At 73.2% G+C, this 21,797-nt stretch carries 20 protein-coding genes; 8 read left to right on the forward strand and 12 right to left on the reverse strand.

From position 1 onward, the window contains the following. The first annotated feature begins 128 nt into the window (after positions 1 to 128). The 3 genes from AB0H75_RS34160 to AB0H75_RS34170 all read left to right on the forward strand — a co-directional run bounded on the left by AB0H75_RS34160 (position 129) and on the right by AB0H75_RS34170 (position 4,631). A complete protein-coding gene (locus AB0H75_RS34160) occupies positions 129 to 2,183 on the forward strand; it encodes a DEAD/DEAH box helicase (RefSeq protein WP_367803642.1) in 2,055 nt (684 codons plus the stop codon). A gap of 597 nt (positions 2,184 to 2,780) precedes the next feature. After that, complete coding sequence (locus tag AB0H75_RS34165; protein ID WP_367803644.1) at positions 2,781 to 3,674, forward strand: alpha/beta fold hydrolase; 894 nt, start codon at positions 2,781 to 2,783, stop codon at positions 3,672 to 3,674. 12 nt (positions 3,675 to 3,686) lie between these two features. Then, positions 3,687 to 4,631, forward strand: coding sequence for an oxygenase MpaB family protein (locus tag AB0H75_RS34170; protein ID WP_367803646.1), 945 nt, complete (start codon positions 3,687 to 3,689; stop codon positions 4,629 to 4,631). Positions 4,632 to 4,644: 13 nt separating this feature from the next. Here AB0H75_RS34170 and AB0H75_RS34175 read toward each other — a convergent pair whose 3' ends face one another. The 3 genes from AB0H75_RS34175 to AB0H75_RS34185 form a co-directional block, all read right to left on the reverse strand. Next, positions 4,645 to 5,580 carry a RecB family exonuclease gene (locus AB0H75_RS34175; RefSeq protein ID WP_367803648.1) on the reverse strand — a complete coding sequence of 312 codons (936 nt, stop codon included), beginning with the start codon at positions 5,578 to 5,580 and terminating at the stop codon, positions 4,645 to 4,647. Further along, positions 5,580 to 6,302 (reverse strand): MBL fold metallo-hydrolase, encoded by a 723-nt coding sequence (locus AB0H75_RS34180; protein WP_367803650.1) that lies wholly within the window; start codon positions 6,300 to 6,302, stop codon positions 5,580 to 5,582. Before AB0H75_RS34180 ends, AB0H75_RS34175 begins: the two co-directional genes overlap by 1 nt. 108 nt (positions 6,303 to 6,410) lie before the next feature. Continuing rightward, positions 6,411 to 7,037: a DUF6758 family protein gene (locus AB0H75_RS34185; RefSeq protein WP_367803652.1), complete on the reverse strand. Its 627-nt coding sequence runs from the start codon at positions 7,035 to 7,037 to the stop codon at positions 6,411 to 6,413. A 74-nt stretch (positions 7,038 to 7,111) separates the two neighbouring features. Between AB0H75_RS34185 and AB0H75_RS34190 the strand changes: the two genes are divergently transcribed. Beyond that, positions 7,112 to 7,507: an NUDIX hydrolase gene (locus tag AB0H75_RS34190; RefSeq protein ID WP_367803654.1), complete on the forward strand. Its 396-nt coding sequence runs from the start codon at positions 7,112 to 7,114 to the stop codon at positions 7,505 to 7,507. On the opposite strand, the gene AB0H75_RS34195 is transcribed toward AB0H75_RS34190, so the two are convergent. Both AB0H75_RS34195 and AB0H75_RS34200 read right to left on the reverse strand, forming a co-directional pair. Further along, positions 7,496 to 10,540, reverse strand: coding sequence for a hypothetical protein (locus AB0H75_RS34195; protein ID WP_367803656.1), 3,045 nt, complete (start codon positions 10,538 to 10,540; stop codon positions 7,496 to 7,498). The two genes, AB0H75_RS34190 and AB0H75_RS34195, sit on opposite strands and share 12 nt — an antisense overlap. A gap of 445 nt (positions 10,541 to 10,985) precedes the next feature. After that, positions 10,986 to 11,882, reverse strand: a complete 897-nt coding sequence (locus AB0H75_RS34200) for a lysostaphin resistance A-like protein (protein WP_367803658.1) — start codon at positions 11,880 to 11,882, stop codon at positions 10,986 to 10,988. A 204-nt stretch (positions 11,883 to 12,086) separates the two neighbouring features. On the opposite strand from AB0H75_RS34200, the gene AB0H75_RS34205 reads away from it, so the two are divergent. Both AB0H75_RS34205 and AB0H75_RS34210 read left to right on the forward strand, forming a co-directional pair. Beyond that, complete coding sequence (locus AB0H75_RS34205; RefSeq protein WP_367803660.1) at positions 12,087 to 12,821, forward strand: hypothetical protein; 735 nt, start codon at positions 12,087 to 12,089, stop codon at positions 12,819 to 12,821. Beyond that, positions 12,818 to 13,363 (forward strand): DUF6529 family protein, encoded by a 546-nt coding sequence (locus AB0H75_RS34210; RefSeq protein ID WP_367803662.1) that lies wholly within the window; start codon positions 12,818 to 12,820, stop codon positions 13,361 to 13,363. The genes AB0H75_RS34205 and AB0H75_RS34210 overlap by 4 nt, the downstream gene beginning before the upstream one ends. On the opposite strand, the gene AB0H75_RS34215 is transcribed toward AB0H75_RS34210, so the two are convergent. Beyond that, positions 13,353 to 14,285 carry a CoA ester lyase gene (locus AB0H75_RS34215; protein ID WP_367803664.1) on the reverse strand — a complete coding sequence of 311 codons (933 nt, stop codon included), beginning with the start codon at positions 14,283 to 14,285 and terminating at the stop codon, positions 13,353 to 13,355. The two genes, AB0H75_RS34210 and AB0H75_RS34215, sit on opposite strands and share 11 nt — an antisense overlap. A 78-nt stretch (positions 14,286 to 14,363) precedes the next feature. After that, positions 14,364 to 15,500 (reverse strand): Mrp/NBP35 family ATP-binding protein, encoded by a 1,137-nt coding sequence (locus AB0H75_RS34220; protein ID WP_367803666.1) that lies wholly within the window; start codon positions 15,498 to 15,500, stop codon positions 14,364 to 14,366. Positions 15,501 to 15,660: 160 nt separating this feature from the next. Here AB0H75_RS34220 and AB0H75_RS34225 point away from each other — a divergent pair, with 160 nt between their 5' ends. Next, complete coding sequence (locus AB0H75_RS34225; protein WP_367803668.1) at positions 15,661 to 16,206, forward strand: MarR family winged helix-turn-helix transcriptional regulator; 546 nt, start codon at positions 15,661 to 15,663, stop codon at positions 16,204 to 16,206. Here the strand turns inward: AB0H75_RS34225 and AB0H75_RS34230 are convergent. Both AB0H75_RS34230 and AB0H75_RS34235 read right to left on the reverse strand, forming a co-directional pair. After that, entirely contained in the window at positions 16,169 to 16,714 is a 546-nt protein-coding gene (locus tag AB0H75_RS34230) for a DUF1003 domain-containing protein (protein ID WP_367803670.1), read from the reverse strand. The two genes, AB0H75_RS34225 and AB0H75_RS34230, sit on opposite strands and share 38 nt — an antisense overlap. Beyond that, positions 16,704 to 17,912, reverse strand: coding sequence for a CBS domain-containing protein (locus AB0H75_RS34235; RefSeq protein ID WP_367803672.1), 1,209 nt, complete (start codon positions 17,910 to 17,912; stop codon positions 16,704 to 16,706). Before AB0H75_RS34235 ends, AB0H75_RS34230 begins: the two co-directional genes overlap by 11 nt. Positions 17,913 to 18,009: 97 nt before the next feature. On the opposite strand from AB0H75_RS34235, the gene AB0H75_RS34240 reads away from it, so the two are divergent. After that, positions 18,010 to 19,008, forward strand: a complete 999-nt coding sequence (locus AB0H75_RS34240; protein WP_367803674.1) for a DMT family transporter — start codon at positions 18,010 to 18,012, stop codon at positions 19,006 to 19,008. Here the strand turns inward: AB0H75_RS34240 and AB0H75_RS34245 are convergent. The 3 genes from AB0H75_RS34245 to AB0H75_RS34255 form a co-directional block, all read right to left on the reverse strand. Beyond that, positions 18,992 to 19,381 (reverse strand): hypothetical protein, encoded by a 390-nt coding sequence (locus tag AB0H75_RS34245; RefSeq protein WP_367803676.1) that lies wholly within the window; start codon positions 19,379 to 19,381, stop codon positions 18,992 to 18,994. The genes AB0H75_RS34240 and AB0H75_RS34245 overlap by 17 nt on opposite strands. Next, positions 19,381 to 19,743 (reverse strand): sec-independent translocase, encoded by a 363-nt coding sequence (locus AB0H75_RS34250; protein ID WP_367803678.1) that lies wholly within the window; start codon positions 19,741 to 19,743, stop codon positions 19,381 to 19,383. The genes AB0H75_RS34245 and AB0H75_RS34250 overlap by 1 nt, the downstream gene beginning before the upstream one ends. A gap of 92 nt (positions 19,744 to 19,835) precedes the next feature. Then, entirely contained in the window at positions 19,836 to 21,677 is a 1,842-nt protein-coding gene (locus AB0H75_RS34255) for a S1C family serine protease (RefSeq protein ID WP_367803680.1), read from the reverse strand. Positions 21,678 to 21,797 lie beyond the last annotated feature (120 nt).

The following is a 21,797-nucleotide window of genomic DNA, read 5'->3' on the forward strand; positions in this document are numbered from 1 at the left end:
GGTGACCATCCGCCCGTCGGTCCCGGCAGGCCCGCCTTCATTTGAGACTGAGGCAGGCCACGCTGACGACTTTCCGAGACCTCGGAGTCACACCAGAAATCGCCGACGCCCTCGAGACCGAGGGCATCGTGTCGCCATTCCCCATCCAGGAGATGGCGCTCCCGCTCGCGCTGGGCGGCCAGGACCTCATCGGTCAGGCACGCACCGGCACGGGCAAGACCTACGCGTTCGGCATCGCCATGCTGCAGAGCATCGGCAAGCCGCGCAAGAACCGCAAGAAGCCCCGCGGGCTGGTCGTCGTACCGACCCGCGAGCTGGCCGTGCAGGTCAGCGAGGACCTCGTGACCGCCGCGGGCAAACTCGGCTCCCGGGTGCTGACCGTTTACGGCGGCCGGGCGTACGAGCCGCAGGTCGAGGCGCTCAAGGCGGGCGTCGACGTCATCGTCGGCACGCCCGGCCGGCTCCTCGACCTGGTCAAGCAGAAGTACCTCGACCTGAGCCAGGTCACCTCGCTCGTGCTGGACGAGGCCGACCGCATGCTCGACCTGGGCTTCCTGCCCGACGTGGAACGGATCTTCAGCCTGATCCCCGCGCAGCGGCAGACGATGTTGTTCTCGGCGACGATGCCGGGCGAGATCGTCGCGCTGTCGCGCAAGTACCTGAACCGTCCCACACACATCCGCGCCGAGCACGAGAGCGGCGAGGGCGAGACCACGCCGCAGGTCCGCCAGCTCGTCTGGCGCGTCCACCGCATGGACAAGATCGAGATCGTGGCGCGGCTGCTCCAGGCCAGGGGCCGCGGGCTCACGATGGTCTTCTGCGAGACCAAGCGGGCCTGCGACATGGTCGCCGAGCAGCTCGACACGCGCGGCTTCGCGGTCGCGGCCGTGCACGGCGACCTCGGCCAGGGCCAGCGCGAGCAGGCGCTGCGGGCGTTCCGCAACGGCAAGATCGACGTGCTCGTGGCCACCGACGTGGCGGCCCGCGGCATCGACATCGACGACGTCACCCACGTGGTCAACTACGACTGCCCCACGGAGGACAAGGCGTACGTGCACCGCATCGGCCGTACCGGCCGGGCCGGGCGCACGGGCATCGCCGTCACCTTCGTGGAGTGGGAAGAGCTGACCCGCTGGAAGATGATCAACAACATGCTCGGGCTCGCCTTCGCCGAGCCGGAGGAGACCTACTCCACCTCACCGCACGTCTACGCCGAGCTCGACATCCCCGAGGGCACCAAGGGCGTCCTGCCGCACGCGAGCCGCTCGCGTGCCGGGCTGTCCGCGGAGCACCTGGAGGATCTCGGCGAGACCGGCAGGACCCGCGGGCGCGGCGGCCGCCGCCGCGAGGATCGCGACCACGACCGTGACCGCGACCGCGACCGCGAGCAGCGTCCTGCCCGTACGTCGCGCCAGCGCCGCCGTACCCGTGGTGGCAAGGAGCTGGCCGAGACCACCGCACCCGTCGAGACCTCGGAGGTCGAGCTCGTGGATGCCCAGGCGGAGGAGACTTCCGCGATCGTCTCTCCGGACGAGATCAAGGCCGCTGCCGCGGCCGCGGAGCCGCGGCGGGTCCGTACGCGGAGGGGGGCGGCCTCGACGGCGATCGAGCAGGCCCTCGCCGGAGCGCCGGAGTCCCCGGCCGTTCCGGAGTCCCGGACGGTTCGTGAGTCTGCCGTGGCCGGTGAGTCCCCGGTCGTCCAGGAGCTCCCGATCGTGACGGAGTCCCCGGCCGCCCAGGAGTCCCCGGCCGCGCCGGCGGCTCCCGCGAGGAGGACCCGCTCCCGCAAGGCCGCCGTCTCCTCCCCCGCCGACGTCAACGGCGATCTCGCCGCCGACGTCTCCGGTGACATCGCCGGCGGAACCTCGGTGGAGGCCCCGGCGACGCAGCGGCAGGCGCCGATCGCTGAGCGGCGGGCGCCAGTGACCGAGCGGGAGACGCCGGTGGCGCAGGCCGTGCCGGAGCCGAGCTTCCTCGCCTCGCCGCCTCCCGCCCCGGTGCGCAGGGAGCCCGAGCGGATCATCCCGCCGAACCCGTTCACGGTGATCTTCCAGTCGCCGGACCTGGCTTCGGACGACGACGACATCGCGCCGTCCGCCGCCAGCGAGCGCAAGCAGCAGCGCCGCCAGCCCCGTGGCGGTGGCAGCGGTGGCGGCGGTGGCAACCGCCGTCGCGCCGGCTGACACCACCCGCGCCTCACCGCAGCAAGGCGCGCGCCCCGCACCCGCGAGGCGCGCGCCTTCCGCATTCCCGAGCCTCCGCCCCCTGGGCCCTCCGCACCCCCCGTGGACCTCACGTCCCGCAGGCTTCGCGCCCTCGTGCACTTTGCTTCCCCACGGCCTCCCCTCCCCGCCGCCTCCCGTGCTCACGGCCTCCCGTCCTCGCGGCTTCGCACCCTCGTGGCTTCGCGTTCTCGTGCCTTGGGCGTCTCTAGTGCCTTGCTGGGGGGTGTGACCTCCGCGTCCCCGCAGGACTTGGCGTTTCCACGGCCTCCGCCCCACGGGCTTCACGCCCCGCGGGCTTCACGTTCCTGCGCCTTGCGCGTCCCTGGTGCCTTGCTGGGGTGCGGTCGTCGCGGGGGGGAGGGGGCGGGTTGTCACATGCGCCGGGAGTGGGGTGCGTGGGTGGGTTTCGGGGTGGTTGGGGGTGGGAGCGGGCAAGGGGGTGGGGTGTTTGTCGGCGGAGTGTGGGTGGGCATTTGCCGCATCTCCTTCTAACTCGCACCAGCGTAACGGCCATGCCGGTGTCGAGGCGCTGACCTCTGGGTATTGTTGCCCCACGTGAGTACGCCGCGATTCCTCGACCTGCCTCCTGGCGTCACACCACAGAAGATCGAGACGCCACAGGGCACGTTCGCGGTCCTGGAGGCGCTTCCCGGCAGTGGTGTGGTTGAGCGCTGGCCCGCGCTCCTCGTCCCCGGCCTGACGGGCAGCAAGGAGGACTTCATCGCGGTCCTGATGACCCTCGCCCAGTCCGGCCGCCGGGTGGTGGCGGTGGACCTGCGCGGCCAGTACGAGACCCCCGGCCCCGACGACCCCGAGGCGTACACGTGCGCGGCGCTCGGCGCCGATCTCGACCTGCTCGCCCAGGTGATCGGCGGCGGTGGCGATCCGGTGCACCTGGTCGGCCACTCCTTCGGCGGCCTGGTGGCGCGCGAGGCGGTCATCGACGGCCGCACGAGGTTCGCCTCGTTCACCCTCATGGGGTCAGGCCCGGCGGCCATCGAGGGCCGGCGGGCGCACCACGGCCGGAAGATCATGGAGGAGGTGCCCGCGCTCGGGCTGGAGCACGTGTGGCACCACCGCTTCGAGCCGGAGGCGCTGGCGGCCGACGTCCCCGACGACATCGTGGCGTTCCTGCGCGAGCGCCTGCTGGCCAACTCGCCGACCGGCCTGTCGCGCATGGCCGAGCAGGTGCTGACCATGCGTGACCGCACCGACGAGCTGCGCCAGGTCGAGGTGCCCACGCTCGTCCTGTACGGCGAGGACGACGACGGCTGGTCCCCCGAGACGCAGTCGGAGATGGCCGCCCGGCTGGGCGCCGAGTGCGTGGTCGTGCCGGGCGCCGTGCACTCCCCTGCGGTCGAGGCGCCGGAGACGACGGCGGCGGCGCTGGTCAGGTTCTGGAACGAGGCCGAGAAGCACTATTTGGACACGTACTCCAGCAGCATGTGATCATCCTCAACTATGACGGGCATCGAAGACATCGTCGTCCAGACGCCCCGCAGCGCGACCTGGCGGGTGCACACCGACCGCTCGATGTGGGTGGGCGGCGTCCGCGGCCTCATGTTGCAGGCGCTGCACCCGCTGGCCATGCGCGGCGTCTGGCAGAACTCGAACTTCCAGCAGGACCCGTTCGGGCGGCTGCGGCGCACCGCCGACTTCGTGGGGCGGGTGACGTTCGGCAGCCCGGAGGAGGCCGCCGAGGCCGGGCGGCGGGTACGGGCCATCCACAAGGCCCTGCGCGTGCGCGACCCCGACACCGGCCGGACCCACCGGGTGGACGATCCCGAGCTGCTGCTGTGGGTGCACTGCGCGGAGGTGTCGTCGTACCTGGAGGTGGTCAGGCGCGGCGGGCTGGGGCTGAGCGAGCGCCAGGCCGACCGCTACCTGGCCGAGCAGCGCAGGAGCGCGTCCTACGTCGGCCTGCACCCCGAGGACGTGCCGGGCACGTGCGCCGAGATGGCGGCGTACTTCAAGCGGGTACGGCCCGCGCTGCGCGTGACCCCGGAGGCGGCCTCGACCGTGCGCTTCCTGCTGTGGCCGCGGCTGCCGGACGGGCTCGGTGCGCTGGCGGCGGGCAAGCCGGCCTACTTCCCGTTCGGCGCGCTGTGCTACTACAGCCTGCCGGGCTGGGCCAGGCGCATGTACGGGGTGCTGCCCGAGGTGCCCGACGGCGTGGTCACGGCGGCGCTGCGGGCGTTCCGGCTGGCGATGAACTCCCTGCCCGAGCCCGTCCACGACCGTGCCTTCATGCCGGCCACCCGCGCGATGCTGCGGGCGTCCAGGAAACGGCTGGGCGCGGCCGGCTACGACGTGAGCAAGGGGCACAAGGGCTTGACGGATCCCCGCCGCTGGCCCTCCCCCGCCGGGCGGCCGAGCGGCGGCAAGGGCCGGTCGGAGAGCCCGTGACCGCCGCAAGGGGTCACTCGGCGAGGCCGTCCCAGGGGTTGCGGTCGGGGGCGGCGATCTGGCCCTCGGGGCAGTGGCGGCGGAAGTCGCACCACGAGCAGATCGGGCCGGGGTCGGGCGGGAACAGCTCGTCGATCTCGGGCGGCACCGCCGCCGGCCCCACGGACGGCCGCGCACCCGCCGTGGAGCCCGCCGTGGACGAGCCCGCCCTCCTGGCCGCCCGGCCGGTGGCGGGGCCGGCGACGGCGGCGCGGTAACGCTCGTCGGCCTCGGCGGCCTCGGTCGCCATCTCCTCGGCCCGCCGCAGGTGACGGGCCAGGGACTCGTCGGTGTGCCGCCACTGGACGATCTCACCGGTGGGCAGGTGGTGCAGCTCGACCGTGTGGCATGGGGTACGCAGCATGCTGGAGGCGGCCACGGCGTAGACGGCCAGCGCGAGAGAGCCGCGGGCGTCGTCCTGGGTGAGCGGGCGGCGGCCGGTCTTGTAGTCGACCACGACCAGCTCGTCGCCGCGCCGGTCGAGCCGGTCGATGCGGCCGGACACGGCGATGACCTTGGTGCGGGTGGCGACCGTGCGCTCGACGCCGACCGGCTCGTCAGCCGGATCCAAAGTCGCGACATATCCGGACACGAGGTCGCGGGCCCGCGACAGCCAGCGCTCCGACTGCTCGGCGTCCCTGAACCCCTCGCCGATCCACCCGTTGGTGAGCAGGATCGCCGCCGTCAGCGGCGTGCGCCGCTCGTACGGCTCCCGCCACCAACCCGCCAGCGCGTTGTGCACGCTCGCCCCGACGCTGTTGTGCGCCCAGGCGGGCCCCTTGGACGGCTGGGGCCGGTCGAGGTAGGTGAACCGGTAGCGGCGCCGGCAGTCGAGCCAGGTGTTCAGCCGCGACGGCGTGCACGAGTAGAGCCGCCGCGGCATGTCCTCCAGCGGGAGCTGCCCCTGCACTATTCGTCGCCCGGGCCGAGCTTGATCCCGGAGATCCTGGTGCCGTCGGTGAGCGAGCCCTCGCCCTCCTCGCCGCCGCCGGTGTCGGCCCTGGTCAGCGAGCCGGACACCCAGTCGTCGAAGTGCGGCTCCAGGTCGCCGACCGTGACCTCGTCGCCGTGGGCGGCCAGCACCCGCGTCTGCGGCGGCAGCGTGAACAGCCGCCCGCCGATCGAGGTGAGCTGGTCGGCCAGCGCCGGGTATTCGCCGCCCAGCTTGCCGGGGCCGTCGGCCTGCAGGGCCTTGCCGGTGAACACGGCCCCGAGCGCCTCGCAGTAGAGCGACACGCCGCCGGGGGTGACGCCCGGCGTCTCCATGACGTCGAGCTGGACGTCGGCCACCTCGAAGATGCCGTCGTCCTCCATGTCGATGTCGGGCCAGGTCTCGGACCAGGTCTCCCGCCACAGGGGCTTGTCCTTGGGGTGCAGGGCGACGACGGCCTCGTCCCGGCTGGCCACCTCGATGGCCGCGGTGACGTGGTCGGGCAGGCCCGCCGTGCAGATGACGGCCAGCACCTCCCGCTCGCCCACCTGCTCCATGATCTTCTCGGCGTCGCGGGCCGGATCGATGACGATCACCTCGTCGTCGTCGCCTATGACCCAGGTGTTGTTCTCGACCTTGTGCTCGGTGCCGTCGAGGTCGACGACGCCCTCGGTCACCACTCGCTCGATACGCGCTGTCACGCCTCCGAACTCTAGCCCGTCTGCCTGGCAGCGCGAATCGCGTTCGCGCGACGATCGGTCACGACCCTGCCCGCGACCCGCCCGCGACCCGCCCGCGACCCGCCCCCGTCAGTCGTCGAGCCTGGGCGAGAACGCCCCGAAGGGCACGTCCAGGTCGTGGTCGCGGACGTCGATCAGCGACAGCTCGGCGAGCGCGATCATGCATCCGGCGTCGGCCGGCCAGCAGATCGTCCACAGCCAGTTGCCCAGGGCCTCGCCCGCGTAGACCGCGCGGTCGCTCTCGCCGGGCACGCACCACAGCGGGCAGGGATGGCCGACCACCTCGATCTTGGCGTTCGGCGGGCCCGCGTCGAACCCCGTGCCGGGATCGGAGCCGCCCAGCCCGGCGAACGCCGCGCCGAGCCCGACGCCCGGCTCCTCGGCGATCACCAGCATGTCGGCGGGCCCTTCCGTCAACGACGGCCCGCTGAGCGCCACCACGCTGGCGCGGGCGCCGGTGCGCTGGTCGCCCACCTCGCCGAAGCCGGTCACCAGCCATCCGGCGGGCAACGGCCAGGGCAGCCACACGGGCACGACCGAGCCCTTCCGCATCGCCTCCAGCGCCTCGCCGGTCGGCGGCCGCGGAGGCTGATAGGGCAGGACGTCACCGTGCGTGTCACATCGGTACGCGCTGGACCAGGCGTTCGGCCCGTGAAGCGGGCCAAAACACCGTGGGCAGGTCGGAGCCGCTCTCACACCTACCCACGGTGCTTTCTCGGGTACGGCCCCGTCAAGGCCGCTGCCCGTTATCCCGTCGTAATCTTGGTCAGGTGCGGGTAAATTGTGTCGGCGCGATCATCCTCGACCCCTCCGGGCGCATCCTGCTGATCAAGCGGGGGCACCCGCCGGGCGAGGGCCTGTGGTCGATCCCCGGCGGCCGGCTGGAGCCCGGCGAGAGCGACGAGGCGGCCCTGCGGCGCGAGGTCCTGGAGGAGACCGGCCTGCGCGTCGAGCCGGGCCCGCTGGCGGGCATCGTGGAGCGGCCGGGCCCCGGCGGCGCCACGTACGTCATCCGCGACTATCTGGCCACGGTCACCGGCGGGCGGGCGGCGGCCGGTGACGACGCCGCCGAGGTGCGCTGGTGCGCGCCCGGCGACCTGGCCCGGCTGCCGCTCGTCGAGGGCCTGCTCGGCTGCCTCACCGGCTGGGGCGTGCTACCGGTTTGAGGTGAGGCTGGAGGTCCACAGGATCAGGTGGTCGGCGTTGTACGTCGTGGACCGGCCGAGCGCCACCACCTCCGGTCCCGACACCGCCACCGCCGTGAGCCACTGCGCCCCCGGCCCGGCCAGCCGGTCCTTGGTGAGCGTCATGCGGTTCCAGGACAGGCCGTCCTGCGAGATCCAGGCCGCGCTGTCACCCTCGCCGGGCACGCCGTGCCAGCCGACCGCCACCAGGCCGTCGGCCGCCGCCGCCAGGTCGTACACCGCCGCCGCCCGGTCGGCCGGCAGCCAGGACGTCTCCCAGCTCTCGCCGTCGTCGCCGGAGACGGCGGCGAAGGCGCGGCGGGAGCCGCCGGTCAGCGCGGTGCCCATGGCCACCAGCTTGTCCTGGTAGACGACGATCCGGCGGAGCCCGGCCGACGTGGCGTCCGGCGGTGCCACCCGGGGCCGGGCGGCCCAGTTGAGGCCGTCCTCGGAGTACCAGACGAGGCTGCTCTCCCTGTCGGCCGCCCCGGAGCCGCCCACCGCCACGAAACCGTCCGCGGTCGCGGCCACGTCGTGCACGCGGGCGCCCGGGCCGCTCTGCGGCAGCTTCCTCGACCGGGTGAACTTGCGCAGGTCGGAGGTGAACCACACGGCCGCGCCCGCGGCGCCCGCCTGGTCGACGTCCTGGCCGGCCAGCACGTAGCCCTTCTTGCCGGCGGCGACCACCTGGGGCTCCAGCGCTTGGTGGTCGGGGCCGCGGGTCAGGTCGCCGGAGACGTTCACCCGCTTCCAGCTCTCGCCGTCGCCGGAGGTCACCAGCAAGGGGTCGGTGACGCCCACGTTGGTCTCGGTGCCGCCGACCGCCAGCCAGCCCCGGGAGCCGTGGGCCACGTCGTCCAGGCGCTGGCGGCCGGGGCCGCCGAGGCTCATGGACTTCCAGCTCTGCCAGTTCCTGATCGTCCACAGGCCGGCGTCGCCGGAGGCCGAGCCGACGGCCACGTACCGGCCGGCGAAGCCGGTGATGGCACTGGTCTCGCGGGCGATGCGGGTCAGACCCTCGACGTCGCCGAGCGGCACGCGGGCGGCCTGCCCGCGCGGCGGCGCCGACAGCAGCACGATCTGGTTGTCCACGTCGGAGGCCGCCTGGTCGCCGCCCGCGAACAGGGTGCCGCCGTCGGAGATCGTGAACCCGCGCAGCGTGGCGTTGCGCAGGTCGCCGAGGTCGGTCCGCTTGGCCCAGCCCTTGCCGTCGGTCGTGGTCAGCACGGAGTAGCGGCCGAGGCCGGCCTGCGCGACGGCGGCCACGCCCGACTGGTAGGAGACCAGCGACTCCACGCCGACGCTCTCGCCGCTCAGGCCGCTGATCGAGCCGCACTGCGACCAGTCGCCCCCCGTCGGGGAGCAGTAGACGCGCACGTCGCCCTCGATCGTCCGGTGCCGCGTCGGCACCAGTACGAACCGCTTGGGCAGCACCCCCAGCGTCCCGGCGCGCGGCACGGCCTCGGGGAGCTGGAAGTCCGTGGCCTGCCAGGTGCGGCCGCCGTCGGCCGACCGGACGACCCGCGAACCCTCGCCCTCCGCGGGTCGCCCGACCGCCACGACGGTGTCGCCGCCGGCGACCACGGCCGCGAACTCCCGGATCCGCAGCTCCGCCGTCCCGACCCGCTCCCAGGAGCGGCCGTCGGCCGAGTGCCAGGCCGCCGGGCCTGGCGCGCCGTCGTCGCCGGTGGTGGCGCCGACCGCGACGAAGCCCGAGGACGTCCTGGCGATGTCGGTGATCTGGTCGCCGGCGCGGAACGCGGTCAGCTCGGCGGCCGGGACGGCGTCCCAGCTGTAGCCGTCGGTGCTGGTCCACAGGCCGCGCTCGCCCGTCCTGGCGTCGTCTCCGCTGGCCAGCCAGCGTCCGCCGCCGCCCACCACGCGCTGGACGGTGGGGCTGGAGGCGCCGTTGACCTGGCCGAGCTGCCAGGTCTTGCCGCTGTCCGGGGAGAACAGGAACAGCGGGCGCGGGGTCGGGTCGGTGGTGTCACTGCCCACGGCGACCACGGCGCGGCCGGCCGAGGCCATGTCGTTGAGCACCTGGTTGACGCCGTCGCCGGCGGCGGGGACGGTGAACAGCTCGTCACCCGAGCGGCCGGTGCCGGCCTCCAGGCGCAGGCCCTGGGGCTCCTCGCCGGCCCACCGCCAGACGAGCACGCCGGTGGCGACCAGGAGGGCGGCGGCGACGGTGAGGACGACGGGGGTGGCGCGGCTGCCCCGGCGCACGGGGCTGGACCTGCGGACGGCGGCGGGCGCGGGGCCCCGGTGGTGCCGCCCGCCCGCTCCCTGGGGGCGCGCGGAGTCGCCGGCCACCAGCAGGTCGGGGCGGGTGGGCCGGCCGGCGGGGGGCCGGCCGACGCGCCGTACCTCGTCCTCGTCCTCGCCCTCGCGTTCGTCCCCGGGCTCGCGATCGTCCCCGCGCTCGTTCCCGGGCCCGCGCTCGTTCCCGGGCCCGCGCTCCGGCTCCTCGGCCGCCGCGCGGCCGTCGGCGGGGACCACCAGCCGGTACGGGGCCGTCCGCGCGTCCCGGCGCGGTTCCTCGCGACCGGGTTCCTCGCGACCGGGCTCCTGGCGACCGGGTTCCTCGCGTCCCGGCTCCTCGCGTCCCGGCTTCCCGGCGGGCGGGCGCAGCTCCTGGGCCGGTTCCCGCGCGGGCTCCCCTGCGGACGTCCGCGGCTCCGGCGCGGGCTCCTGGACCGGCTTCCCGGACCCCTGCGCGGGCTCCCGGGTGGGCTCCCGGGCCGGCTCCCGGGTGGGCCCCTGGGCGGGCTCCTGGGGCGGCTGGGCGGGCGCCGGGGGCCGCCGGGCACCCGGGGCTCCGGCGGGCGGCTCCTGGCCGCCCGGCGTCCTCCTCGGCGGGCCGCTGGCGACGAGCTTGTCCGGCCGGTTGACGATGCGGCGCGGCCGGCGGCGCGGCTCGGCCTCGGGCTCGGCCGTGGGCGAGCTGTAGGGACGGCGCCCCTTGGGCGGCTCCTGCGGCTCCTCGCCCGGGACGGGCGCCGCGAAGGGCGGCATCCCCCACGGGGAGGTCAGGGGTAAGCCCCTGGCCCGGTCGTCGGTGGGGCCGGGCGGCGAGTGGCTGATTCTGGGTTCCTGAGAGGGTCGCGGAGAAGATTGCGGCTCGGACGCGCCCTCGGATCTGGGGTCGTCACCGGGCGGTCGCCGTGGCGGTTCGCTGGGGCCGGAGGCCACGCGCCGTACCTCCTAGTTCGAGCTAGTCGTACGGGAACGGTCACTGTCCGGGACCGTTCCAGGAACAGGAAGGCTGTCCGTTTTCATGCGCTTATTTCGAACTTTTCTGTCCTCACCCGACGAAGTATCACACGCGCCCATCCTTACCCCGCCGAGCCGAAACGATCACCTCCGGAAGACCTTCACCACTCCACAGCATCCAGAGCAGCACGGATGAGCGCCGATGGCGAGACCTCTCTAGTGAGATTCCTCAAACCCTAAGCCTGATTTATCCAGAAATTGTGGCTATTGACCGCTTTTTGGCCAGGTACAAAACGCCGAACCCGTACACCAGGAACTGCACGGCCGTCCCTATCAACCCCTGCCACGGCACCGCCACCTCGCTCTGGTTCAGCGACTGCTCCATGTCCCCCGCCGCCGCGCTCAGCCCGAACGCCAGCACGTTGTTGAGCACGTGCAGCGCGATCGCCGCCTCCAGCCCCCCGGTACGCACCGACAGCCAGCCCATCACCACCCCGAAGGCGAACACGTCGGCCAGCCCGAGCCACGAGTAACCGTGCAGCGAGGCGAACAGCGCCGCCCCGATCACGATCCCCCACACGGGGTTGCGCACGTGCGCCCCCACGGCCTGGAGGAACCAGCCGCGGAAGACGTACTCCTCGGCGGCGGCCTGGAACGGCACCAGCAGCAGGACCACCACGAACAGGGGCAGGAAGACGTCCCAGCCGACCCAGTCCACCATGTCGGAGTCCGCCCCCGACACCGACAGCGCCAGCCACTGGGCGGCCTGCCCGAGCACCAGCGCCAGCACCGACAACCCGGCGCACCGCGCCATCCAGCCCCAGCGCAGCCGACCGGCCACGGACGACAGCGTCCCGGGCCGCCGCCGCTGCACCAGCACGGCCGTGCCCACCACGAGCAGCAGCATCGGCGCGATGGACATCAGCGTCATGCCCAGCCCGAACGGGGTGCCCTCCGACAGCCCGGTGCTCGGGTCCACCGGCGAGGGCAGGCCGAACAGGGCGGCGAGCACCATGCACCCGGTGACGACCACGAACCCGATGAGGAAGAATCCGGCCGCGATCAGCAGCGTGCCGACGATCGAGCGCCACGGCCGGGCGGCCTCGTTCCTGGCCAGATGGTCGAAGCGAGCGCCCCTCGGCATCGGCAGGAACCAAGATCGCTGCGGTGGCACGGGCGGGTACGGGTACTGCGGTTGCGGGTACGGCGCCCCGTACGGAAGACGCGGTGGTCCAGGGTTCTCCTGCATCCCCCCATTCTGTCCACCTCATGAGCAATAGTTCACAGACGGATCGCCGTTTTGGGCGGATGCTCTCAGTCGTAGGCACTTCGACCCTGGGAGCAGTCCATGTCAAGGCTGGGACCTGTCATCACCCTCGCGGCGGGAGCCCTGCTCGCCGCGGGGCTCGGTGTCGCCAGCGTCAACGCGGCACCGGCGGCGAACACCGCCGCGACCGGCGGTGGCGGCGCCGTCTCCGAGACGCCCGCCCCCGAAGCCGAGCCCACGCGCGCCGGGAAGAACACCGGGACGAGCACCGAGGAGCCGGCTCCTCAGAAGACCGAGGACGCCGAGAAGATCGCCAAGGCCGACTACGGCGGCTACGTCAAGGGCAACGGCGGCCTCATCGCCATCTCCATCAGGAACGGCAAGGCGGTCGGCTACTTCTGCGACGGCCGCTCCGAGGCCTGGTTCAAGGGCAGCCAGTCGGGCGGCTCGGTCAACCTGACCGGCGTCAGGTCCGGGCCGAAGGCCGGCGAGGTGACGGCCGAGCTGGCCGGCGGGCGGGCCAGCGGCCGGCTCACGCTCGGCGGCAGGAAGTGGACCTTCGTCGCCTCCGCCGTGCGCAAGCCGTCGGGCCTGTACCGGGCCACCGGGCTCGTGCGCGGCGCGCAGTACCGCGCCGGCTGGATCCGGCTGAGGAACCCGGACGGCGGCTACACCTCGGTCGGCGCCGCCGTGGCGGGCGACACGCAGGTGAAGGTCCCCGCGCTGGACCCCGACGAGCCGACCACCCCGCTGACGGTGGACGGCACCACGATCTACCCCAAGGACGTCGACGGCTTCATCGAGGAGATGTCATGACCACCGTCCACCGGCGGCCCTCGCGCAGCCTGACTCCGTTGCTGGTGCCGCTGCTGGCCGGCGGCCTCGTGGTGCTCGCGCTCGGCGTCTACGGCCGCGTCCACACCCCCACCGGTTACGCCGTGAGCGTGGCCGGCTTCTCCGCCGCGCTGCCGATGAAGGTCTGGCTGACCACGGGCGCGCTGGTGCTGGCGGCCGTGCAGGTCGTCTCGGCCCTGTCGATGTGGGGCAAGCTCGGGATCGCCGTCCCGCCCGCCGTGCACCGCTGGTCGGGGCGGCTGGCGTTCCTGCTGACGATCCCGGTCGCCTTCCACTGCCTCTACGCGCTCGGCCTGCAGTACGACGTGCCCCGCGTGCTCGCGCACTCCCTGCTCGGCTGCTTCTTCTACGGCGTGTTCACCGCGAAGATGCTGGCCCTGCCCAAGCGGGACACGCCGGGCTGGACGCTGCCGGTGGTCGGCGGGCTGGCGTTCACCGCGCTGGTGGGGATCTGGCTGACCTCGGCGTTCTGGTTCTTCACCGCCGTCGGCGTCAAGGTGTGAAGCTCTTGGTCCTGCTCAGCCCGGCCGCCCGGCCCTTGGCGGCCACGACGAGCGCCATCTTCCGCGACGCCTCGTCGATCATCTCGTCGCCCAGCATGACCGCGCCGCGCTCCTCCACGGTGGTGTAGTACTCGTACGCCTCCAGGATCAGCTCGGCGCGGTCGTAGTCCTCCTGCGACGGCGAGAACACCTCGTTGGCCGCGTCCACCTGGGAGGGGTGCAGCACCCACTTGCCGTCGAAGCCCAGCGCCGCCGACCTGCGCGCCACCCGCCGGAAGCCCTCGACGTCCCTGACGTGCAGGTAGGGGCCGTCGATCACCTGGAGGTCGTGGCTGCGGGCCGCCATGAGCAGGCGCATGAGGATGTAGTGGTAGGCGTCGCCCTCGGTGTAGCCGGGCGGCTGCTCGCCGACGACGAGCGTGCGCATGTTGATCGAGGCCATGAAGTCCGCCGGCCCGAACACCAGCGTCTCCAGCCGCCTCGACGAGCCGGCGATGGCATCGACGTTGACCAGGCCACGGGCGCTCTCGATCTGCGCCTCGATGCCGATGCGGCCGACGTCGTAGCCCATGGCCCGCTCGATCTGCGTCAGCAACGTGTCGAGCCAGACCACCTCGGTCGAGTCCTGGACCTTGGGCAGCATCAGGCAGTCGAGGAACTCCCCCGCCCCCTCGACGACCTCGATCACGTCCCGGTACGTCCACCGCGTCGCCAGATCGTTGACCCGCACCACCCGCGTCCTGCCCGCCCAGTCGCCCTCGCGCAGCGCGGACACCACGTTGCGTCGCGCCTGCTCCTTGGCCGACGGCGCGACGGAGTCCTCCAGGTCGAGGAAGACCTCGTCCACAGGCAGGGTCTGGGCCTTCTCCAGGAAACGCGGGTTGCTCCCCGGCACCGCGAGAACCGAACGACGTGATCGCATGCGCCCACGCTACTGGTGGCGCCGCCACCGCGGGGCGGCGGCGCCGGAACGGGCACCGGGAGGACCGGCGCCGGAAGGTCAGCGGCGGGGGGCTAGGCCGAGCTGGAGGCCCTTCAGGCTGCTGGTGCGCTTGCTCAGCGTGCCGGCGATCTGGCGCAGCTCGGCGGCGGCGGGCGAGTCGGGGTCGGTCAGGACCAGCGGCTTGCCCTCGTCGCCGCCCTCGCGCAGGCGCATGTCGATCGGGACCTGCCCGAGCAGCGGCACCCGCGCGCCCAGGATGCGGGTCAGCGCGTCGGCCACGCTCTGGCCGCCGCCCTCGCCGAACACCGGGATGCGCTCGTCGCAGTGGGGGCAGGGCAGCCAGGACATGTTCTCGATGACGCCGGCGATCTGCTGGTGGGTCTGGGCGGCGATGGAGCCGGCGCGCTCGGCCACCTCGGCGGCGGCCATCTGCGGCGTGGTCACGACCAGGATCTCGGCGCCCGGCAGACGCTGCGCCACGGAGATGGCGATGTCGCCGGTGCCCGGCGGCAGGTCCAGCAGCAGGACGTCGAGGTCGCCCCAGTAGACGTCGGCCAGGAACTGGTGGAGCGCCCGGTCGAGCATCGGCCCGCGCCAGACGACCGGCGTGTTGCCCTCGGGCTTGAACATGCCGACCGAGATGACCTTGATGTCATGGGCCACCGGCGGCATGATCATGTCTTCGACCTTGGTCGGCCGTTCGGCGGCGCCCAGCATGCGCGGGACGCTGTGGCCGTAGATGTCGGCGTCCACGATGCCGACCTTGAGGCCGCTCGCGGCCATGGCGGCGGCCAGGTTGACCGTCACGGAGGACTTGCCCACCCCGCCCTTGCCGCTGGCCACCGCGAAGACGCGGGTCAGCGAGCCCGGCTGGTTGAACGGGATCTCCTTCTCCGGGCCGCGGTCGCCGCGCAGCTTGGTCTGGAGGCTCTTGCGCTGCTCGGCGCTCATGACGTCGAGCTCGATCTGGACGCCGGTCACGCCCTCGACCTTGGAGACGGCGGTGGTGACGTCGCGCGTGATGGTGTCGCGCATCGGGCACCCGGCCACGGTGAGGTAGACGCCCACGCGCACCGCGCCGCCGGGAGCGATATCGATGCTCTTGACCATGCCGAGATCCGTGATCGGGCGGCGGATCTCGGGGTCGATGACGGTGGACAGAGCCGCCGTCACCAGTTCCTGGGTAGGTGCCATCGAAGTCTCGGCACGCGGGAGTGCCGGCCCTCCTTTGTCGGTATATGTGTGACAGGCGCTGGACGCCAGCGAGGATGCCCCTCCATGGTATGAACCGGGGACCGCGCTGAGTTAATCCGTGCTGTTAGATGTCCGTGCAACAACGTCCTAAGGTTACTCCGTGACTCTTCTGCGCGACGAGGGCCTGACCGCCGAGGAGCTGGCGGTGTGGCGGATGTTGCAGCGCGCCCAGGTGCGCATCACCCGCCGCCTGGAGGCGGAGCTGCTGGTCGCCCACGACCTGCCGCTGGCCTCGTACGAGGTGCTCGCGCAGCTCGCCGAGGCGGCCGGGCGGCGGCTGCGCATGAACGACCTGGCCGACCGCGTGCTGCTGTCCCGCAGCGGCCTGACCCGCCTGATCGACCGGCTCCAGCGCGACGGGCTGGTGACCCGCGAGGCGTGCGCCGACGACGCCCGCGGCCTGTACGCGGTGCTCACCGACGGCGGCGCGGCCCGCCTGGCCGAGGCCACGCCCACCTACCTGCGCGGCATCAGGACCCAGTTCCTCGACATGCTGGGCAGCGGCGAGATCTCCCGGATCAGGACGATGCTCGCCAGGCTCGACCCGCCCAGCGGCCTGCCCGATGGTCTGCCCGACGGTCTGCCCGATGGTCTGGCCGGCAGCCTGCCTAGTGACCCGTCTGGCGGGCCTGGCGGCGCTCCTTGACCTCGCGGCTCCTGGCGTCGGGGTCGCCGGCGCCGGCGCCTGCGCCGGGGGCCTGTAGCTCCTCCAGCAGCCTGCTCAGCTCCGCGCGCAGGTAGTCGCGGGTGGCGACCTCGTTGACGGCCATGCGCAGCCCGGCGATCTCGCGGGTGAGGTATTCGATCTCGGCCTGGTTGCGCTCGGCGGCCTCGCGGTCGTTGCGGTACTGGACGCGGTCGCGGTCGTCCTGCCGGTTCTGGGCCAGCAGGATGAGCGGCGCGGCGTAGCTGGCCTGCAACGACAGCATGAGCGTCAGGAAGATGAACGGGTACGGGTCGAACGTGAGACCGGCCGGCGCGGCCACGTTCCAGATCACCCAGACCGCCACGAACACCGTCATGTAGACGATGAACCGGGCCGTGCCGAGGAAGCGCGCGATGCGCTCGGACAGCCGGCCGAACGCCTCGGGGTCGTAGTGCGGCCGGAGCGTGCGGCGCAGCTCGCGCGGCTGGTCCAGTCGTTCAGCGGTCACGGTCGGCCCCCTCGCGCCAGTCCTCGGGTAGCAGGTGGTCAAGGACGTCGTCCACGGTCACCGCCCCGACGAGCCTGCACAGCTCGTCCACGACGGGCGCCGCGACGAGGTTGTACGTCGCCAGGTAGGAAGTGACGTCGATCAGCGTGAACTCGGGCCGGATCGGGTCGATCGACGGGTCCAGCACCGCGCCGAGCAGCGTGGAGGGCGGCTCGCGCAGCAGCCGCTGGAAGTGCGCCACCCCGAGGTAGGTGCCCGTCGGCGTCTCGGTCGGCGGCCGGGCCACGTAGACCTGGGCCGCGACGGCGGGCGTGAGGTCCTGCTGCCGGACGTGCGCCAGCGCCTCGGCCACCGTGGCCGTGGGCGGCAGGATGACCGGCTCGCTGGTCATGACGCCGCCCGCGCTGTTCTCCGGATAGGTCAGCAGCCGCCGCACCGGCGCCGCCTCCCTGGGCTCCATCAGCGCCAGCAGCTCGGCCGCCTGCTCGTCGGGCAGGTCGTGCAGCAGGTCGGCGGCGTCGTCGGGGCCCATCTCCTCCAGGACGTCGGCCGCCCGCTCGGGGTCCAGCCGGCCGAGGATGCCGATCTGGTCGTCGGGCGGCAGCTCCTCCAGCACGTCGGCGAGCCGGTCGTCGTCGAGCGCGCGGGCGATCTCCAGGCGCCGCTTGGCGGGCAGGTGGTGCAGGGTGCTGGCCACGTCGGCGGCGCGCATCGACGCGAACGACTCGATCAGCCCGGCCGCGCCCTGGTCGCTCTGAAGGGCGTCGATGCCGGCCACCTCGCTCCAGTCGACCACCCGGGGGTCGCGCCGCCTGCGCCGGTAGACGGCGACCTTGGTGATCTCCCAGGTGGACGGCTTGACCTCCTCCATCGCCGCGTCGTAGACGGTGACGGGCTCGCCGTCGACCCGTACGTTCATGTCCAGCATCTCGCCGACGACCAGCGTCTCCCCGGGTCGCTGCTCGAACCTGCGCAGGTTGATGCGGCCGGTGAAGACCACGGCCCCCGCCTCGATGCCGCGGATCCGGGTAATGGGGAGGAAGACCCGGCGGCGCGGCTGCATCTCCACGACCATGCCGTGGACGTCGGGACGCCGGGCGACGCGCAGGCCGACCACGACGTCCCTGACCCGGCCGAGCTGGTCGCCGGCCGGGTCGAACACCGGGGTGCCGGGCAACCGGGCCACGAAGATCCTCACGTGGCCAGGCTAACAGCGCTGTGGCGTTGCGCCGGGCGAGGCCGACATGTCAGTATCAAACCTACTAAACGGTAATTACCCCGGCGGGTGGTGGGCGATGAGGTATGCGGGGCTGGCTCTCGCGTTCGTGTCCTCGTGGTGTTTCGCGTTCTCCGGCCCCATGGCCAAATACCTCAACACGGCCGGGCTGGCCCCCGTCGAGGCGGTCTGGACCCGGATGGCGGGCGCGGGGCTGCTGCTGCTCGCCGTGCTGGCCGTGGTGCGCCCCCGGGCGCTGCGCGTCCCGCGTTCCCGGCTGCCGTTCCTCGGGCTGTACGCGATCGTCGCGGTGGCCGGCGTGCAGTCGTTGTACTTCGTGGCCATCACCCGGCTGCCGGTGGGCATCGCGCTGCTGCTGGAGTTCATGGCGCCGGTGATGGTGGTGGCCTGGGTGCGGCTGGTCCGCCGGGTCCGGCTGGCCCCGGCGGCCTACATCGGGGCCGTGACGGCCGTCGTGGGGCTCGCCATCGTCGTCGAGGCGTGGCAGGGCATGCGGATCGACGCGCTCGGGCTGCTGCTGGGGCTGCTGGCCGGCGCCTGCTGCGCCGGCTACTTCCTCATGAGCGACAGCTTCGGCGAGGACGTGGACCCGCTCGGGCTCATCGCCTGGGGCATGACGGGGGCGGCCGTGGTGCTGGCGCCCTTCGCGCGGCCCTGGGACATCCCCTGGAGCGCCTTCACGGCCACGGTCACTCCCGCCGAGGGCGGGCTGAGCCTGCCGGTGCCGGTGGCGTACCTGTGGATGGTGGTGGTCGCGACCGTGGTGGCGTACATCCTGGGCGTCAACGCCGTGCGGCGGCTGTCGGCCGCGGTGGGGGCCACAGTGGCCTCGCTGGAGGTCATCGGCGGCGCGGTGGTGGCCTGGGCGCTGCTCGGCGAGACGCTGGGCGCCTTCCAGATCGTCGGCGGGCTGCTCGTCCTGGCGGGGGCGCTGCTCGCCCAGACCGCGACCTCCTCGGCCCGCCCGGTGCCGGAGCCGGCCCTGCCCGCGGAGCCGGTGGGGTCGGCGGGATCGGCGGGGTCGGCAGATCCGGCGGAGGTCAGAGCTCGGGGGTGAGCCGGACGACGGTGGACTCCCTGGCCCACCGCTCGGCCAGGTGCTCGGCGTCGCGGGCGTTGAGCCGCTCCTTGGCCAGCGCCGCCACCGCGTCGGGGGCCTCCCCCTGGCCGACCACCGACACCGCCGCGTCGAACTCCACCAGCCGCGCGCCGTTGTCCTTGCTGCGCAGCGTCACGCGTACCCGGTCGAGCGCGTCGAGCCCCGGGAGGAGCTGCTCCTCGCCGCCCGTCACGAGGTAGATCGCGCCCTCGTGCCAGACGTGCCAGGCCAGGCGGGGCCCGTCGGCCAGCGCGAGCCACAGGACGCCGGACTTCTTCGCGCCCTCCTCGACCGCCGCGCCCTTCCCCGGGGCGGCGGCCTCGGCCGCCATCAGGTCGCCTCGGAGTCGTAGGGCGGGACCTCGCCGTAGCCCAGCTCGTCCACGACCGGCTCCGGCGAGTACGGGGCCGTGGCCGGCTCCAGCTCCTGCGGCTTGTCGTTCCAGGTGTCCTCAAGGTCGTCGAGGAGGTGCTTGCGGACGAACGTGCGCGGGTTGAGGTCGGCCGGGTCGAAGTTCTGGAACTCCGGGCCCAGCCCGGCACGCAGGTCGTCGCGCGCGTTGTTGGCCATCCGGCGCAGGTTGCGCAACGTCCGGCCGGCCTGCGCGGCCGCCTGGGGCAGCTTGTCGGGGCCGAAGACCAGCAGCGCGAGGACGATCAGCGCCGCTATCTCCCCCCACCCGAGTCCGAACACCGTGAGCTCCTACCGCAGTCAACGCCTCCGAGGACAACCCCGGCCTATCCACAGACTAAGGGCTGCCGCGCGCAGTTCCACGCCCGGCCGGATCAGGACGGCGACGGCGACGGCTCGTCCTCGGCCACCACGGTCAGCGTGGCGGTGCGCTCCTGGCCGGCCCGCTGGTACTTGATGGTGATCTTGGAGCCGGGCGTCTTGCTGCGGATCAGGGCGATCAGCTCGTTGCCGTCCTGCAGCGCCAGGCCGTCCATCTCCAGGATCACGTCACCGGCCCGCAGCCCGGCCTTGGCGGCGGGACCGCCGGGGGTCACCGGGTCCTGGCCGTTCACCCTCGTGCTGGTGATCTTCACGCCCTCGCCGCGGTATTCCTTGTCCAGGACGATGCCGATCTTCGGCCGCTTGGCCCGGCCGGTGCTGATCAGCTCCTCGGCCACCCGCCGCGTCTGGTTGACCGGGATCGCGAAGCCCAGGCCGATGCTGCCGCTCTGGCTGGTGACCGACCGGCTGAGGGTGGCGATCGCCGAGTTCACGCCGACGACCTCGCCGCGGCTGTTGACCAGCGGGCCGCCCGAGTTGCCGGGGTTGATCGCGGCGTCGGTCTGGATGGCGCTGATGTAGGCCGGCTCCTCGCTGCTGGTGCCGGTGTCGTCGCCGGCGATGACCGGGCGGTTGAGCGAGCTGACGATGCCCGTCGTCACCGTGCCCGACAGGCCGAGCGGCGAGCCGATCGCGATGACCGGATCGCCCACCACCACCTGGTCGGAGTTGCCGAGGGTGATCTCCGGCGTGCCGAACGTCTCCTCCGGCTTGACCACGGCCAGGTCCGAGCCGGGGTCGCGGCCGACGATGCGGCCGGAGGTGGTCTTGCGGTTGTTGAACTGGATCTGGATCTCGCCGCCGTTCGCGGCCAGGGAGACCACGTGGTTGTTGGTCACCACGTAGCCGTTCTTGATCAGGAAGCCGGAGCCGGAGGCGCCCTCGGTGTTGGAGTCGTTGCCGACCTCCAGGGAGACCACGCTGGGCAGCACCCGCGCGGCCACGCCCGCGATCGAGTCGGGCGCCCGGCTCGCAGCGCCCGTGGGCACCGGGCCGAGGCTGTAGGACGGGTCGGTGCCGGTGGAGCTGCTGGGCCTGGTCAGCAGGTACGTGCCGACGCTGCCGAGACCCGAGGCCAGCAACGCGATGGCCAGGGCGATCGCGATCAGCCCGCCCGTGCCTGGGCCGCGGCGCCGCTCGGGGGCGGGGCCGCCGAGGGGCGGCGGCGGGGCCCAGCCGGGGCCCATGCCGAGCGCCTGCCGGGGCGGCGGAGGCGGCGGCGCGCCCCCGCCGGGACCGCCGAACACGGGACCGCCCCCGGGACCTTCAGGACCGCCGGGCGCGCCGAAGACCGGGCCACCCGCGGGTCTCTCGGGGGCGCCGAACACCGGGCCGCTCCCGGACCCCTCAGGGCCGCCGGGGGCGCCGAAGACCGGGCCGCCCGCGGGTCTCTCGGGGGCGCCGAACACCGGGCCGCCTCCAGGCCCCTCGGGGCCGCCGAACGCCGGGCCGGACGGGCCGCTGTCGGGCGGGCCGAACACCGGGCTGTCGTACTGGCGGGTTCCGTTGTCCCGGCCGCCTCCGAAGGCCGGGTCGCGGGGCGAGTCGTGGGCCGGCCCGTACGCGGGGCCGGTCATGGTCGGCTGCTCGCCGGACGACGAGGCGCGGGGGTCCCCGCCGTACGACTCGTAGGAGGGCTGGTAGGGCGGCGGCCCGGCGGGCTCGGAGCGGCCCGACGGGTCGCCCCAGGGAGTGCCGCCGAACGAGGCGGGCGGCTCGGGCCGCCGGCCCGGGGCGTCGCCCGGGTGGTCGGCGGGCAGGAACTCCGGCCGCCCCTGTGACTCGGGGTTGTCCGACGGCATGCGTCCTTCGTTGGGGCGCGTCTCGTCGGTCATCTACGTCTCACCACTCCTCGGCTCGGCCACCGCAATCGTCGCCAATGCGGCATACGAGGGCTATAAGGACCCGAACCCAGATCGTATGCCCCTAACGTGCGCGGCTACGCCAACGTCCGC

The organism is Nonomuraea sp. NPDC050783, from assembly GCF_040802095.1.
GTDB lineage: Bacteria > Actinomycetota > Actinomycetes > Streptosporangiales > Streptosporangiaceae > Nonomuraea.